Source organism: Paenibacillus antibioticophila (genome assembly GCF_000455265.1).
Taxonomy (GTDB): domain Bacteria; phylum Bacillota; class Bacilli; order Paenibacillales; family Paenibacillaceae; genus Fontibacillus; species Fontibacillus antibioticophila.
Window position 1 is genome coordinate 319230 of record NZ_HG005142.1, and the last position, 15067, is coordinate 334296.

Sequence of the window (15067 nt, forward strand, 5' to 3'; positions counted from 1 at the left end):
GCATTCGCAGCCTGTTAACCTTTAATCCCTGAAGAGGCGACGCCCTGTACAAAATATTTCTGCAAGCCTAGGAACACGATCAGCACCGGGATAATCGAAATGACGCTAGCTGCCATGATTAATCCATATTCCGCAGAATATTGGGAGATGAACATCCGCAAGCCGATCTGGATCGTCTTCAGCTCCGTCTTGGTCAGATAGATCATCGGGCCTAGGAAGTCATTCCATGTAGAGACAAAGGTAAAGATGGTTAACGTCGACAAAGCCGGCTTGGAAAGAGGCAGCATGATTCTGGCCCAGATTCCATATTCGCTCAGCCCGTCAATCCGTGCGGCTTCACATAGTTCATCGGGGATGCTTTGATAGAACTGGCGCATCAGGAAGACTCCGAAAGCGGAAAAGGCCTGAAGCAATATAATAGCCAGATGCGTATTGTTCAGCCCCATCGAACGCATCAGAATGAACTGCGGCACCATGTAAGCCTGCCAAGGGATAGCAATTGTCGCGATGTAGCCCAGAAACAGAACGTTCTTTCCTTTAAACTGAAGCTTGGAGAACGCATAAGCGGCAAAGCTGGAGGTCAGCAGCTGGAGGACCGTGACGATAATAGAAAGCTTCGCCGTGTTATAGATGAATCTGCCCAGCGGTATTTTGGTCCAGATGTCCACATAGTTCGCCCACCGCGGCAGCTCCGGGATCCACTGCATGGGGAAGGTAAACACGTCTTTATTCAGCTTCAGCGAGGATGACAGCATCCAGGCATAAGGAACAAGCATGCACAGTACGACGACGATTAATAAAAGATAGGCGAGCATCAGCGCGCCGAATTTTAAGGTTTTGTTGGATCCTACCATGTCTCTGTCATCCTCCTATTGTCCGTATTTCTTCTCACCGCGGAATTGAACAATGGTGATGCCCAGAACCAGCAGGAACAACACGATCGCCATCGCACTGGCATAGCCGTAGTCCAGCGAACGGAATGCGGTGTTATAAATCTGATACACCAATACCCGGGTGGAATCGTTAAGCTGGTTATCCGCACCAGCAAACAAATTGATGAAGATGTCGTACACCTTGAAGGAGTTAATAATCAGGATCATCAATACGAAGAACGTGGTTGGAGCCAGCTGTGGAATGGTAACATTGCGGAATCTTTTCCACGCGTTTGCCCCATCCAGTTCGGCAGCTTCATACAGCTCCGGGTTCACACCCTGCAGACCTGCCAGGTAAATCACCATATAGTAACCCATATTTTTCCATACGGTAAACAGGACTACGGTGAACATCGCCCAATCCTTATCCGCAGCCCACCGCGGCAGCTCCTCTATTGGAATTCCGGTTATGGCATGCAAAATATTGTTGATCGGTCCCATCGTCGGGCTGAAGATGAAGTTCCATACAGCGGCTACGGCAACGAGAGAAGCCACATACGGGAAAAAGAAGACCGTTCTCATGATATTTCGGCCCAAAATTTTCTGATTCAGTAAAATAGCCAGTCCAAGCGCACAAACCATGGTGAGCGGAACTACGCCGATCGTATAGATAATCGTGTTCCATAAAGCCTTGTGGAATGTCGGGTCCTGAATCAGGCGGTTAAAGTTCTTCAATCCAACGTAGTCCATCGGGTTGGCTCCGTCCCATTTGACAAACGCCAGCACAAAAGCAAAAATCATGGGCACCAATGTAAACAAGGCAAATCCGATAAAGTTCGGGGCAATGAAGCTGTAGGCGACAAGGTGCTCCTTCACGCTCTTGGAGACGCCCGTCTTTGGCGGCTTGCCCGTGCTAATCACAGTTTCGTTCTGCATGTTTCCTCCTCCTATGTGTGGCAATATAGGTTGAACTAATTAATGTGCTGTTGAGGGCAGCCGTGTGAAATGTTCTTACGATCGCTGTTGTTCGCAGATTTCTCTGATTTCACACTCTTGCCTGCTACGGCTGCTCAGTTCAACCTATATTGCCTTGAGACAAGAAACCCCGCAAAGCGCGAACAGCTCTTCAGCCTGATCCGTTTCTTTGCGGGGAGCTGGGGCATACCTCACCAGTTAGTTATTCAGCACCTGCTGCACTCGGGTGGTCATATCCTCCAGACCTTTATCTATGGTCGTGTTCTTGGTCATGATGCTGTCATGTACCTCGTTGAGCACAACCTCGATATCTGCACTCTTTTCATGCAGCGGCATTTCCAGATAAGTCTTCGCCGTAGTCAGCGCTGCCTTGCTGTTCTCATCCGAAGGGAAGCCATCAATAGAAGCGATTGAATTGACAACCTCATCGGTTTTAATAGCCGGGATCGTGCCTGTGGAGGCGATAACCGCCGCCCCGTTCGCTCCGGTGACAAACTTCATGAAGTCCAGCGCCGCATCCTTATTTTTGGACTTCTGATTGACTGCCAGGGAAGTGATCGTGCCCAGTGTTGTTCCCGCTTCGACACCGTCCGGATGAGGGTATTTCACAATTCCCCAATTGGTTGCCTGGGATTCTCCGCTCTTCACCTTTTCAATCTGTGTCGCAATAAACCAGCTGCCCATGTTCATCATCGCTACCGAGTTGTTGTAGAATACACCGGAATAATGGGTGCTGGAGGTTTTCAATGTGGCATAGTCCATCACAATGCCGTCTTCCTGCTCTTTCAAAATGAGTTCATAGGTCGGCTTCAGGAAGTCGTATTGACCATCAATAATCGTATTCTGACCATCCAGGATGCCAAACAGTTGCACCGCGCTTCGCCACGTATGATAATGTCCTCCGTATACCTTCTCCGCACCGCTTCCCGAGGTTAGCTTTCTGGCCAACTCGTCGTATTCGGTCAAGGTCATATCGTTGTCAGGGTAAGGAACACCTGCTTTATCGAATAAATCCTTATTGTAGTACACTACCCAGAAATCGCTGCGGAACGGGAGGGCATATACTTCACCGTCCACTTCGATTTGCTCCACGGTCCCGCCGTATTGGGCAGGATCAATGCTCTGTTCACCCATGTAGCCCTTGAGCGGCTCCAGATGATTCTGCTTCACCAGGTTGGCATACCCGGGAATATCCTTGATGGTCAGGATATCCAGATCCGCGCCTCCGGAGAGCTGCGTGCTCAACATGGTCATATAGTCGGTAGACCCTAGATCCACGTACTCGATGGTGACTTGCGGGTTTATTTCCTTATAAGCGTCAATCAGCGGCTGGTAGTAAGCTGTCGCTTCCCAATCCCATAACGCCCACTTCAATGTCACAGGCTCCTGACTTGCGTTATTGTCCTCCTCCGCCTTGTTGACAGCGTTTGCAGAATTGTTCGGTGCCGGGTCAGCCGAATTTACCGTCTTGTTGTTATTGCCGCCGCAGCCTGCAAGCAAGCCGATTGAAAGGATCACGGTCAGGGTAAGTCCAAATATCTTTTTCATTCCCATGCTTTTAACCCCTCTTCCTTCAGTGTGTTTGTTCTGAATCGAATTCGAAATTTCGAACTCTGCAATTATCGTAGCGGATATCCCTATGAAAGGGCATACATTTTTCATCCGAAACACTTCCAAATTCTATTGTCTTATAAAATGTCCGGAAGATGAACCTGCAAAATTGGTTGATAAACCTGTAATTTTTCTCGTTTCTATTCTCCCTTCTGTGACGGGGTAGCTGAAACATGGTATGTTAAATATATGATTGAAAGCGTTTTACTCTCTATTTGAAGAGGTGAGCTCTACGAAGAGAAGGTCTACCGTTAAGACGCGTATTATCCTGCTGATGGCCGGCTTTGCACTGCTCATCGCCACACTGATGTCCTACGTCAGCTACGAGCTGATCTCGTATTTCCAGCGTAAGACTACTATTCAAGCAACCGAATTCAATTTACAACTGGTGTCACATATCATAGAGCAGGACCTGCTGAATTTATCCGTTCTGGCGATGAACTCCAGCACCAATTCGTCTACGAATTCTTTGCTGAAGCAATATTTCACTTCTCCGGAGGCAAGCCCTATGGATGCGGTTAAAGCCTTTAATGCCATGCAGGAGGCTTTCCGGGTGAATCCATCCAACGGCTATGTACGGAGAATTATCGTCACGGATCATAACAGCAAATTTCTGCAGGTGGACAATGCTGTAGGCACCTCCCTTCCCTTGAATATACACAATATTAGTACGCTTCCAGGGCTGACGGAGGATTCCTATGAGGAATGGGAGCGGGTAATTGCCGACCCGCTGTCCAATACAAGCACCATTCCTTTCGTGCTTCCCATCTATGGAGATCGTTCGGTTCGGATCGGAACGGTCTATCTGCTGGCCAATGTCAGCGTAGTTACGGATAAGCTTCGGGGATATGCGCTGCCGGAGGGAGCACAGTTATTTTTGAAGCTGGGAGATCAATATTACTCTATTTCTGAAGGAAAAATCGGGCCAGCGCCCTCCGAGTTCCTTATTTCCGCCTATGAGCAGGAGGATAGCAGTGCGCAACTCACTGATCTGCTGTTGTTCACTGCTGATGGTAAATCCCAAGTGGCCGTCTCCTACCCGGTTCGTACCGGGGTAACGCTGACACAGACCTTGTCCAGGCAGCAGTTTGTGCCCCAAGTGAATATCTGGCTGCTGATGGTCCTCGGCGTCGTTATTCTGGTTATTGTTCTTAGCGCTATCATCACTTATTATCTGACCCGGACGATCAGTCTGCCGGTGGAGAAGCTGAAGAAACGCATCGACAAGATTGCGCAAGGAAACTTTCTGATCGACCGCAATATTGAGTGGAACAGTGAGCTGGGGGATGTGGGAAGAGGGATTAATCGCTTATCCCAGGATATTGTGACCTTGATGGAGAAGCGTCTGGCGGATGAGAAGCAGAAGCAAGACCTGGAATACCAGATGCTGCAGAGCCAGATTAACCCCCATTTTCTATACAATACACTCAATTCGATTAAATGGATGGCTACGCTTCAGAATGCAACAGGAATCGCCGAAATGACGACCTCCCTGTCGAGGCTGCTTCGCAGTATTGCCAAGGACCCGCGGAAGCTGGTGCCGCTTCGCGACGAAATAGCACTGCTGGATGATTATTTTCTAATTCAAGGATACCGCTATGGGAGCAATATTACCTTGGAGAAGCATATCGAGGAGGAGGAGCTGCTGCATTGTCTGATTCCGCGCTTTACGCTTCAGCCTTTGGTCGAGAATGCGATCTTCCATGGCATTGAACCAAAGGGCAAGGGAGATATCATCCTGTCTATAGAACGCTGTGCGCCGAACGATATTCAGGTCAGTCTCGCGGATAACGGCATAGGGATGAGTGAAGAGAGCATTGCCAAGGTCTTCTCTTCCGGCGAACAGGGTGCCAACGGGCTGCTTGAGAACATGGGGCTTCGAAGTGTGCATGAACGGCTCAGGCTGACATTCGGAGAGAACTACGGTTTGTCCATTCAGAGCATACCGAACCAATATACGAAGATGATGCTCCGTCTCCCTTTTCGCAAAGATCTTCTCTAATCCCAAATCTTCAGGCGAGGTGAACCGTATGATCAAATTGTTGATTGCCGATGACGAGGCGCTTGTATGCGTTGGTCTTCAGTCTATGCTGAGGTGGGAGGATTACCGGATCGAAATTGTCGGCGTAGCCCATAACGGCGCGCAGGCCGAGGAAATGATCGATAGTCTGCAGCCTGATATTGTTATCACCGATATTAAAATGCCTATTAAAACGGGGTTGCAAGTAGCTGAATCTGTGCGAAGAAAATCAGGGTGTGCTCCGAAATTCATTATTTTAACGAGCTATGAAGATTTCCAATATGCCCGCGGTGCGATCGAAGTAAGGGCTGTCGATTACCTTGTGAAGCTGGAGCTCACTCCGAAAATGCTGGAGGAATCCGTCCTGCGGGCTATTTCCATGTTGGAGGAATCCGAAGCGGCTTCCGGGCAGCCCCAGCTGGATTATCGCAGAAATCTGCAGGATCTTCGGGATAAATTTTTTATCCGCTTGTTTAATCATCTGTTTGAGAGCAGGGAGCAGGTTCTCCTGCAAAAGAATGATCTGGAGCTCGAGCTGGATGCCCCGGCTTACGTCGTCTGTACATGCCGCATTCTGGGTCCGGACACCGTGCCTGCCCGCGGAGACAAGCTCGCTGCCCTTTGTACCAGCACGGTTCAGATGGCCAGAGAGACCTTAGCCTCCTCCGGGCCTTGTCATATCACGAGCCTGGATCTTAGAAACTTTGCCATTACCCTGCCTCTGCCGGGAAGAGAAACGGACCTATGGCTGGGTGATCTGCAAAAGCGGCTGCACGACATGGCGAGGCTGCTGCACAATTACTTTAATGTCATCCTGATCGCAGGCGTTGGCATCGCTGTTGAGGATCCCTATTTGCTATATGAAAGCTACCAGTCCGCAAGAAAAGCTCTGCCTGTAAATAGCCAGGAGCAGAGCATTGTCTTCTTCACAAATGAACCGCAAGCTTCCGAGCCGGATGCTTCCCTGTTTGATTACTCCGCCTTGCGCTCGGACATTCGCCGGGCCTTTGAGGAGATGGATGTTCAGGCTCTCCATGAGATGATCACCCGGCTGATCGACCGCTTTGCCGGACAGCCGCACCTGCTGGTCTCGGCAACAGATGCGGCAAGCAATCTGCTCTACATGGCTACCTCCTTGCTCGCGGATGGCGAACAGATTGTCGAGCACATTTTCGAACATGAGCCTGAAGGCTACCGGGCGATTTACCAGAAGCATTCCATGGAGGGGATCATTGATTGGCTCATCCAGTTCCGCGACGGCTGCTGCAGCATTCTGCCCGGCCGCAGGCAGACTTATAAGGAACAAGTCGTCAGAAATGTCCAGGAATATATCAAGCGTAATCTGGACAGCAAGCTATCCTTGAATCAGGTGGCGGATATGTTCAGCTTCAGTCCCAATTACTTAAGCCATCTGTTCGCCAAGACCGCCAAGGTCAATTTTGTCGAGTATGTCACGGAGACCAAAATCTCGGCGGCTAAAGAAATGATGCAGCGCGGCGAAGGACGAATATATGAAATTTCTCAGCGTCTTGGATATGAGAGTGCATTTTATTTCAGCAAAGTGTTCAAAAAGGTAGAGGGGATCTCGCCGCGGGAATACATGCAGCGCCTGGGCACTCTATCGCAAGCTGAGCGTTAATTTCTCGAATACATCTTTTCATCTTGCAAACGAATAAGCACTTTAGCAAATCGCCCGCCTTGATGGATGATCACTTCGCCGGTCGGATAGGCCTGCTCCAAATAGTCGGCAACCACTTTCATTTTCCGGGTATCCTCGGCCAGCCCCTGGCCCCGGAACCAGCTGATCATTTCCTGCATGGCTGCTTCGACAGAGACCTCGGTCGTCTTCAGCTCCCGTGTAACTAGCGATTCATACGAATAGCCCTTGAGGAACAGGAGATGCAGGAGATAAGCAACCTCCGCCGGCTTCGAGGCATGCGGCTTGTCGCTAATCAAAGGCCAGATTTCATTTGCGAGACTGTTCTCTGCGGCACCTGCCGGCATACTGATGTAGCAATACTGCTTCGCACACTGAATTATTTTCTCTACGCTCTCCCAGTTGTAGATGACCGGACACATGGAGGCAAAGACCAGATCAAAGGCTTGGTTCCAGCCTCTGGCGTGTACATCAATGTTTTCAAAAGGCTCTGGAACTATCTTCACCGGGTTATCGGTAAAAGGCTTCGTATTTTCCTCCAGCAGCTTCACCAATGGCAAAGAGGACTCAACAGCAGTCACATGGGCTCCCTGCTCTGCGAACGGAACGGAGAACACGCCGGAGGCAGCCCCGATATCCAGCACGGAGGCCTGATGAAAGCGGACTCCCTGGTCCTCAATCCAGTTCAGAATACGTCTGCTTCTCTTTCTCCCTTCTTCGTTGAAGGACTGCTCGTTAAAGGTCTCTGCCTTATGGTCAAAAGCATTGGCTGGCGAAAAGCCGGCCAGCTTCATCTTATTAAGAACTGCATCCCCCTGCTCTTTCCAGGCCTGCTCCCAAACCTCGAGACTAAAAAATTCGTTCTTCATTATTTTCCCTCTCTCATCCAGTTTTCCGTATTCAATTCATTGTTTATCGCGGCAGCAGTGACCGCACCTTTAGAGGCAGCGGCAATGGCCTGATGCATCCGTGAGGCTGCGTCTCCGGCGCAATATACGCCTGGGATACTCGTCTTTCCATACTCATCGACTGCCACGATTCCTTCATCCGTCATTCTGCAGCCGATATCCTGCGGAAGATGGGACCCCATCACCAGATCCGGCTTGAAAAAGATCCCCCGGCATGGAATGGAGGTTCCGTCCTCCAGCACAACCTGCTGAGCAATCCCCTGAACCGAATCAATCTGACGAATCGGAGAATCAAATAAGGAGATTCCATGCTGCTGAAGCTCTTCGCGCTGAGCTTCCGTTAATCCATCGGGACCGTTCGTGCAGATGGTAAGATTCTTGCTCCAACCCCATAGGACAGGTGCAAAATGCATAAGCTCCGGTCCTTGATTGATGACTACAAGCCGCTCGTCCCGCAATTCCCAGCCATCGCAGTAAGGGCAGACAAAAGCGCTTTTTCCATACACTTCGGATAACCCCGGAAGGTTCAGCGGGCGGTCAGCCATTCCTACCGCGAAGAATAACTTTTTGGCCATATATACGGATCCCTGTGCGGTCGTAATCTGGAAGTCTCCATCCTCCCCCGTTGCGGCTACGGCCTTATCCTTAATAAAGGTTACGGAAGGATAGGCGCTTATCTCTTCCTGGGCAATACGCCGGAACTCGCCTGGCGTGATTCCGTCACGGGTAAGAAAGCCATGGGCATGCTGTGTTACCGCGTTACGCGGGGATCCTTCATCGATCACAGCCACGTCCTTCCTTGCTCTTCCCAGCACTAGGGCTGCGTTCAGCCCGGCAGGACCGCCTCCAATAATCAGAACATCGTACCTCTTGCTATTCGTCATTTTTTGTTCCACCTTTCATTGTTATTATAGACCTGTGATATCCATAATTGAGGTGCAAGAAGGGGTTACTTCTTGCTCATGGCTTCATTTCGCAATTCTTCGCTGCCATATTCAGGACAGACTGAATAGTCTGCTCCTGCAGGTATTGGTGAAGATGCTGCTCAGCGCCGTACATCACTCGTTCCACCAAGCAAGTATTTCGCGGGGCATCCGTCCGGTCGCAATCGCCTTCCGCCTCGTTTCCCGGTTTCGCTAATAGCTGATGTTGCTGAGAGGCTGAATTGGAGCATTCAAATAGCCGCTGTCTTCCCTCGATGACTTGGATCACATCCAGAAAAGTAATCTGATCGGCAGGCCGCGCCAGCTCATAGCCGCCATTTACCCCGGGAACGGCCCGCACAATCCCGTCCTGCCGCAGCTTGGACATAATTTTGGACAAATAACTTTCGGACACTCCAAGCTTCGAGGACAGCTCTTTAATCCCGATATTGCTTTGGCGATCCGAATGGCCCAAATGAAGCAAGGCGTGCAGCGCGTAATCAGTGCTTTTGGAATACTGCATCATTCTGTCTTCCTTTTCTTTTGATAATCATTAATTATGGATCTACGGTATCCATAATAACAGACTAGAGCGTGGATTACAACCTTGAACCTAAAAATACCGGCTTCTCAAGCAAAAAAGCTGCTTGAAAAGCCGGTACTGGTGGAATACCTGTCATAAATCAACTATCAAACGAAGACATATTCTCCTTCACCAATCCGAAGGGTCTTTCCTTGTAATTCCGTTGAATCTGTTTCAATGATGACCTGTTTGAATTGGTTCTCGTCTCCTTGTACGAAGTCAAAGGACTTATCTCCAATTTTCAGGGTAGCCGATTCAGAATGTGATTTTATAACAGGCAATTGAAATAACTCTCCCCAATGTTCGGCGGCAGCCGCAGGATTGGAGACGCGGAATACGGCATTTACAATTTCAGCATGACCCGAAGGGTGAGGCCGTATGACTCCAGACGCGGATAGGCGCTCCAGCCTTTCTTCATCGTTTCCGCTCCATTGAATAATAAATGGATAGACCAGCCCTTGGAAGTCGCCATCAATGGTCAGCATCCGCCATTCTATTAATCTGCCTTCATGATCCAGACGCCGGCCATCGATGATAGGGGATAGGGATAAGCCTGCCAACTTGAGAGAAGCAGCTACCTCTTCAATATCGTCAGTGCGAAGTACAACTCTACTTAGTATCTCATGCTCTGGAAGAGCTTTAACCGCATCCCTTACAACGACATTATGCTCGGTCGCCTTGGCTAACTCCAGATTCTCAATGCCAAGAAACTCAATATAAGTTAACCCAAAGTAACTTAAGGTATTATAGGTCCCCCAAGCCTTGTGAGCTCCTCCTTTGAAGGCTGCCAAACCATGCTCTTCGAAGAGTTCAACCGGCTTGTCCAGATTATTCACGTAATGCACCAAGTGGTCCCATTTGAGCTTTGCCATTATTCTTTCACTCCCAGTTCGGTGGTCCGCTTCACAGCCGCCAGAACGCTTCTTTGCAGCCCGGCAGCGAAGTCGCTATTGTTCAGCTCATACAAGCCGTGAATCCCCACCCCGCCAGGCGAGTTATTAATATCAAGCAATTGTCTCGGATGCATGCCTGTCTGCTGCAGCATCGCAACTGCACCCAGCATGTTCTCCAGCGCTACCTTCCATGCTTGCTCCCGCGGCAGTCCTGCAAGTACGCCAGCGTCTGCAAGAGACTCAATGAAGTAATAGATATAGTTAGGTCCGGCCACTCCAAACCCGGTGAAGATGTCTATCAGAGACTCCTCGAGATATTGCACTTTGCCGAACCCAAGCAGGAAATCTTCAACCTGATCCTTGGCAGCGAATGCATTCAAGGCTACACCGCTATATCCATATCCCGTATCGGTCAACGTGTTCGGGATGACCCGGATGATCGGACGTTCAACTCCAAAGTAGCTGCCCAGCTTTTCAATCGTTACCCCCGCTACGATCGACACGATAGCGGCAGACGGCGAGGCAAATTGCTGAACAAGGTGTCCAAGTGCTGCCAGATCATCTTGAGGCCGAACAGCCACTACGATTAATGCTGCCGTGGAGAGGACCTGCTCTTGTCTGCCTTCCGTATTAACGCCGTACTTTGTATTTAACAACTGAAGGCGCGCCTCATTAATATCGGATACACTGATTTGCTCTGCGGGCAGCGTACCCTTGGCAATACATGCGCGAATAATCGCTTCCGCCATCTGTCCTCCGCCAATAAAATGAATCCTTCTCTTTGTCATGTCAGCCACTTCCTTAGTTAGTTGTTCTCCCACGCTTCCGGCAGGATAAAACCATCATATTTCTCTAGGCCGAGGATGTATTCCTCAAACTCCTTGGATTCATATGCGGCCTTCAAATCCTTTGCCCATTGAGTGCCTTCATCCTTTTTGTTAATGGATACGATGATTCTATGCTGCATAGGTGTATTTTCAATTTTAAGCGCATCTGTAATCTTTCTGTCCGGCGCATTTGCAATGTAATTGCCGTTTACAACCCCATAATCAACATCTTGAAGTGATACGAGAATTTGTGCCGGGTCCAAAATCTTAATATCGATATTAAACTTGTCCGGCTCCATACTATTGATGTTGAAATCAGCGACACCTGCTCCTTCTTTAATCTTGATCCAGCCCAGCTCCTCCAGAATACGAAGGGCGCGCTCTTGGTTTACCGGGTCGTTAGGAACAGCTACGGTTGTACCGTCTTTGACATCGTCCAGTGAAGTATGGTTTACAGAGTACAGACCCTGCGGAGCCCCTGGAACATAAGCAATCCCTACCATGTCCGCATTAATCTCCTCGTTGATTGCTTCCATATAGGCCGTGCTCTGGAACACGCTCGCGTCAATGGAGCCTTCCTTCATCGCGGGATTGACCTGCATATTTTGCGAGAAGGTTTTGATTTCAACGGTATAGCCTTGCTCCTCCAGGATTGGCAAGATCGATTGACGGAATTGCTCCTCATAGGTACCGACTCCAAACCCAACCGTGATCTTCTTCTTATCCCCGCCATCGTCCGCTTGTTTACTGCCGCAAGCCGTCAGCACTGCAAGAACCCCTATCAACACTACCAACATTAATTTTTTCATACACCCATCTCCTATTCAAATATTATATTTTTAAATTGCTCCAACGCCTCATCCGTCACGTTCAACGGAATCGCGCAATTTGGCGAGAGAATAAACGGTTGGTCCTTCATAAAGGCTAAAGCATCCTTCGCTTGCTTGCGAATCTGTATAATATCATTTGCTGCGAACAATCCGTGATCAACGCCCCCTACTTTCGTAGCTTTGAGATCTGCATCCAAACCAGGATTTCCTTCGGCTACAGTATCCCAGCTGATTCCGTCAATTCGATAATCATTAAATTTTTCCGGCTTCGCATGAGCACCGCAGGTATGAAGAATATTCTTACCATAGGCTGCAGCTTCCAGGACAATAGAATCATACGGTCTGGAGAATTCATCAAACCTAGCTTCATCAAACAAACCCGGATGCGCCGTACCGGTTACCGCGTAGAACAAACCATCCGAGCCTGCTTGACGCAGCTCTTGCACATAATCAGCTAAGGTTAATGAAATGACATGTAGCGCATGGTGAGCCGCCGCTCTATGTTCCTTGAACAGCGAATCCAAAGTAACGGGCTGCTCAATACCGAATACGGTTTTGGTTACATAAGCCGATCGCCCTACAATGAACAGCAGCACCGTTAAGGGTGAAAATACCGTTTGAATCAGCGGGGTATCGGGTAACCCTTGACGTATCTTTCGAACTGCCTCCAAATGCTCCTGTAGTGATGGCGTCTGGGTTGCCTTCTTCACTTCAAGCTCCCAAAGACGCTCCGCCGTTGGGATAACCGTTGATTTCTGCCTAGGGAATACGGTTTGATAATCGGTAAAGTCATATTGATTGTCCCAAGCTTCTGCCAAGTAAGTCGCTCTCGGATTAATCTTGACCCAATCCCAATCATGTTTTTTCGTAAACGAAATCGTTATTTCCGCCAAATCATCCGCATTCTGTTCCTTGTCAATAAAATGGCGCCACCCGCTGACAATGGGACGGTCTGCCCGCTCTCCGGATAATAGGGCATTGAATCGATCCTGCTTGCTCCATGCACTCAATTGAAGTTCCTCCCTGTGTTATCTATTAAGTTGAACTAATAACGTACGCACGTTGAGGTCAACGTGTGAAGTATTCTTACGATCGCTGTTGTTCGCGGATTTCTCTGATTGAACTAAGCCATCATAAGGTGGAAATCCACTCACAAAGGCGAACGCTTCCGCTGAATGCTTCCGAAGTAGCTTTCTTGCAGAAAGCTTGTAACACTTCACACTTATGCCCTTTCTGCGTAGCTCATTTAGTTCAACTTATCTAGTTATCTAATAACGGCGAATTTTTCTCGCCAGCGTGTTGCCTAAAGACTGTATTCCCTGTACTAAAATGACAAGTATGATCACGGTGGTTACAACGACTACGGTGTCAAAGCGTTGATATCCATACACGATAGCCAAGTCTCCGACTCCACCGCCACCCACGGTTCCGGCCATTGCGGTCGCTCCAATCAAGCCGATCGTTGCCGTGGTTAGTGACAGAATCAATGAGCTTACTGCTTCCGGCAACAAAAAGTACCATATGACCTGCAAGGGCGTCGCCCCCATGGCCTCGGCAGCTTCAAGAATTCCCGGGTTCACTTCAAGCAGAGAAGTCTCTACTAAACGTGCAATATAGGGTGCGATATAGATGATCAGCGGTACGATCGCTGCACTTGTCCCGATCGAAGTGTGAACAATCAATCTTGTGAACGGAATAATGGCAACCAGCAAAATAATAAAGGGCAGAGAGCGAACGATGTTGATGATCGGATTCAGGATGGCATAGAGCGCTTTGTTCTCCAGCACGCCGCCCGGGCGAGTGATGACGAGTAATATTCCCAATGGAATCCCTAATAAGGAACCCACGAAAAGGGAGACTCCTACCATTTGAATTGTCTCTATAATTGCCTTCAGAAATTGCTCATTCGTTATTGTGGTCGAAAACATAAGACTCTACCTCCTCCACACTGACTCCATGCCTTGTCAAAAATGCCAGGGCATCCTCTACCAGCTTTCTATCACCGGACAATTGAATGATCGCTGTTCCCAAGGTTGTTTCTTGAATCTCTGTCATATTTGCAAATAGGATATTGACCTTAATATCGAAGGAACGGATCATCTCATAGAGAATAGGCTCGGAAGCACTTTTGCCAACAAAATTGAGCTTGTAGAGCAGACTTCCGTTTTCGGCCTTTAATGATTTTTCAACACTTGGTGTCATGCTATTTTGAACAACTGTCTTCACAAAATTTTTCGTGGTCTCATGCTGGGGATGACCAAACACCTCCAGAACGCTCCCTTGTTCTATAATTCGTCCCTCTTCCATCACAGCTACCTTGTTGCAAATCTCTTGAATGACGGACATTTCATGTGTAATAATCATCACCGTAATGTTATATTCTGCATTAATTCTTTTTAAAAGCTGCAAGATAGATTGTGTTGTCTGTGGATCAAGTGCAGAGGTTGCTTCGTCACACAAAAGAATCGATGGATTCGAGGCAAGCGCTCTGGCAATTCCAACACGCTGCTTCTGTCCCCCTGACAACTCGCTCGGATAGCTTCCCGCTTTGTCGCTTAATCCTACAAACTCTAGCAGCTCCTGTACCCGCTGACGGATTTCACTTTTACTCTTTTTCAATAGGACGAGGGGAATCGCTACATTATCAAATACTTTTTTGGATTCTAGCAGGTTGAAATGTTGAAAAATCATACCTATGTTCTTTTTGGCCAATCGCAGCTCTTTATCGTTGTAAGTTCCTAAGTCACGCCCATTCACCAAGACCTGTCCTTCTGTAGGTCTTTCCAGATAATTGACTAGACGAATTAATGTGCTTTTCCCGGCACCGCTATAGCCGATTACCCCGAAGATATCTCCCTTTTCAACCTTCAAATTGATTCCCTTCAGAGCTTCGATCGTGATCCCTTTCCGAGTGAATGTTTTGGAAGCATTCTTTAATTCAATCATATTGGTTCCCCTCAATCATTTT

At 48.7% G+C, this 15067-nt stretch carries 14 protein-coding genes; 2 read left to right on the top strand and 12 right to left on the bottom strand.

Going from position 1 to position 15067, the window contains the following annotated elements; all coding sequences use genetic code 11:
* Window positions 1-14 precede the first annotated feature (14 nt).
* The 3 genes from TX85_RS21815 to TX85_RS21825 all read right to left on the bottom strand — a co-directional run bounded on the left by TX85_RS21815 (window position 15) and on the right by TX85_RS21825 (window position 3395).
* Window positions 15-854 carry a carbohydrate ABC transporter permease gene (locus TX85_RS21815; protein ID WP_044481975.1) on the bottom strand — a complete coding sequence of 280 codons (840 nt, stop codon included), beginning with the start codon at window positions 852-854 and terminating at the stop codon, window positions 15-17.
* A gap of 15 nt (window positions 855-869) precedes the next feature.
* Window positions 870-1808 carry a carbohydrate ABC transporter permease gene (locus tag TX85_RS21820; protein ID WP_044481976.1) on the bottom strand — a complete coding sequence of 313 codons (939 nt, stop codon included), beginning with the start codon at window positions 1806-1808 and terminating at the stop codon, window positions 870-872.
* Between the two features lie 237 nt (window positions 1809-2045).
* On the bottom strand, window positions 2046-3395 hold the full coding sequence (locus TX85_RS21825) for an ABC transporter substrate-binding protein (protein ID WP_044482176.1): 1350 nt from the start codon (window positions 3393-3395) through the stop codon (window positions 2046-2048).
* A 286-nt stretch (window positions 3396-3681) separates the two neighbouring features.
* Here TX85_RS21825 and TX85_RS21830 point away from each other — a divergent pair, with 286 nt between their 5' ends.
* Both TX85_RS21830 and TX85_RS21835 read left to right on the top strand, forming a co-directional pair.
* A complete protein-coding gene (locus TX85_RS21830) occupies window positions 3682-5460 on the top strand; it encodes a sensor histidine kinase (RefSeq protein ID WP_233500824.1) in 1779 nt (592 codons plus the stop codon).
* A 28-nt stretch (window positions 5461-5488) separates the two neighbouring features.
* A complete protein-coding gene (locus tag TX85_RS21835; protein ID WP_044481978.1) occupies window positions 5489-7117 on the top strand; it encodes a response regulator in 1629 nt (542 codons plus the stop codon).
* Here TX85_RS21835 and TX85_RS21840 read toward each other — a convergent pair.
* From TX85_RS21840 to TX85_RS21880, 9 genes are all read right to left on the bottom strand, one after another.
* Window positions 7114-8004, bottom strand: coding sequence for a class I SAM-dependent methyltransferase (locus TX85_RS21840; RefSeq protein ID WP_044481979.1), 891 nt, complete (start codon window positions 8002-8004; stop codon window positions 7114-7116). The two genes, TX85_RS21835 and TX85_RS21840, sit on opposite strands and share 4 nt — an antisense overlap.
* On the bottom strand, window positions 8004-8927 hold the full coding sequence (locus TX85_RS21845; protein WP_044481980.1) for an NAD(P)/FAD-dependent oxidoreductase: 924 nt from the start codon (window positions 8925-8927) through the stop codon (window positions 8004-8006). The genes TX85_RS21840 and TX85_RS21845 overlap by 1 nt, the downstream gene beginning before the upstream one ends.
* 76 nt (window positions 8928-9003) lie before the next feature.
* The gene (locus TX85_RS21850) at window positions 9004-9489 is read right to left on the bottom strand and encodes an RrF2 family transcriptional regulator (RefSeq protein WP_044481981.1); all 486 of its coding nucleotides are present in this window, start codon (window positions 9487-9489) and stop codon (window positions 9004-9006) included.
* A 167-nt stretch (window positions 9490-9656) separates the two neighbouring features.
* Window positions 9657-10421: a VOC family protein gene (locus TX85_RS21855; RefSeq protein WP_044481982.1), complete on the bottom strand. Its 765-nt coding sequence runs from the start codon at window positions 10419-10421 to the stop codon at window positions 9657-9659.
* Entirely contained in the window at window positions 10421-11230 is an 810-nt protein-coding gene (gene proC / locus TX85_RS21860) for a pyrroline-5-carboxylate reductase (RefSeq protein WP_044481983.1), read from the bottom strand. The genes TX85_RS21855 and proC overlap by 1 nt, the downstream gene beginning before the upstream one ends.
* Window positions 11231-11247: 17 nt before the next feature.
* Entirely contained in the window at window positions 11248-12078 is an 831-nt protein-coding gene (locus TX85_RS21865) for a MetQ/NlpA family ABC transporter substrate-binding protein (protein WP_044481984.1), read from the bottom strand.
* Between the two features lie 11 nt (window positions 12079-12089).
* Window positions 12090-13109, bottom strand: coding sequence for a uroporphyrinogen decarboxylase family protein (locus tag TX85_RS21870; RefSeq protein WP_044481985.1), 1020 nt, complete (start codon window positions 13107-13109; stop codon window positions 12090-12092).
* Between the two features lie 258 nt (window positions 13110-13367).
* Window positions 13368-14027, bottom strand: a complete 660-nt coding sequence (locus TX85_RS21875) for a methionine ABC transporter permease (protein WP_044481986.1) — start codon at window positions 14025-14027, stop codon at window positions 13368-13370.
* A complete protein-coding gene (locus TX85_RS21880; RefSeq protein ID WP_044481987.1) occupies window positions 14002-15045 on the bottom strand; it encodes a methionine ABC transporter ATP-binding protein in 1044 nt (347 codons plus the stop codon). Before TX85_RS21880 ends, TX85_RS21875 begins: the two co-directional genes overlap by 26 nt.
* Window positions 15046-15067: the final 22 nt, after the last annotated feature.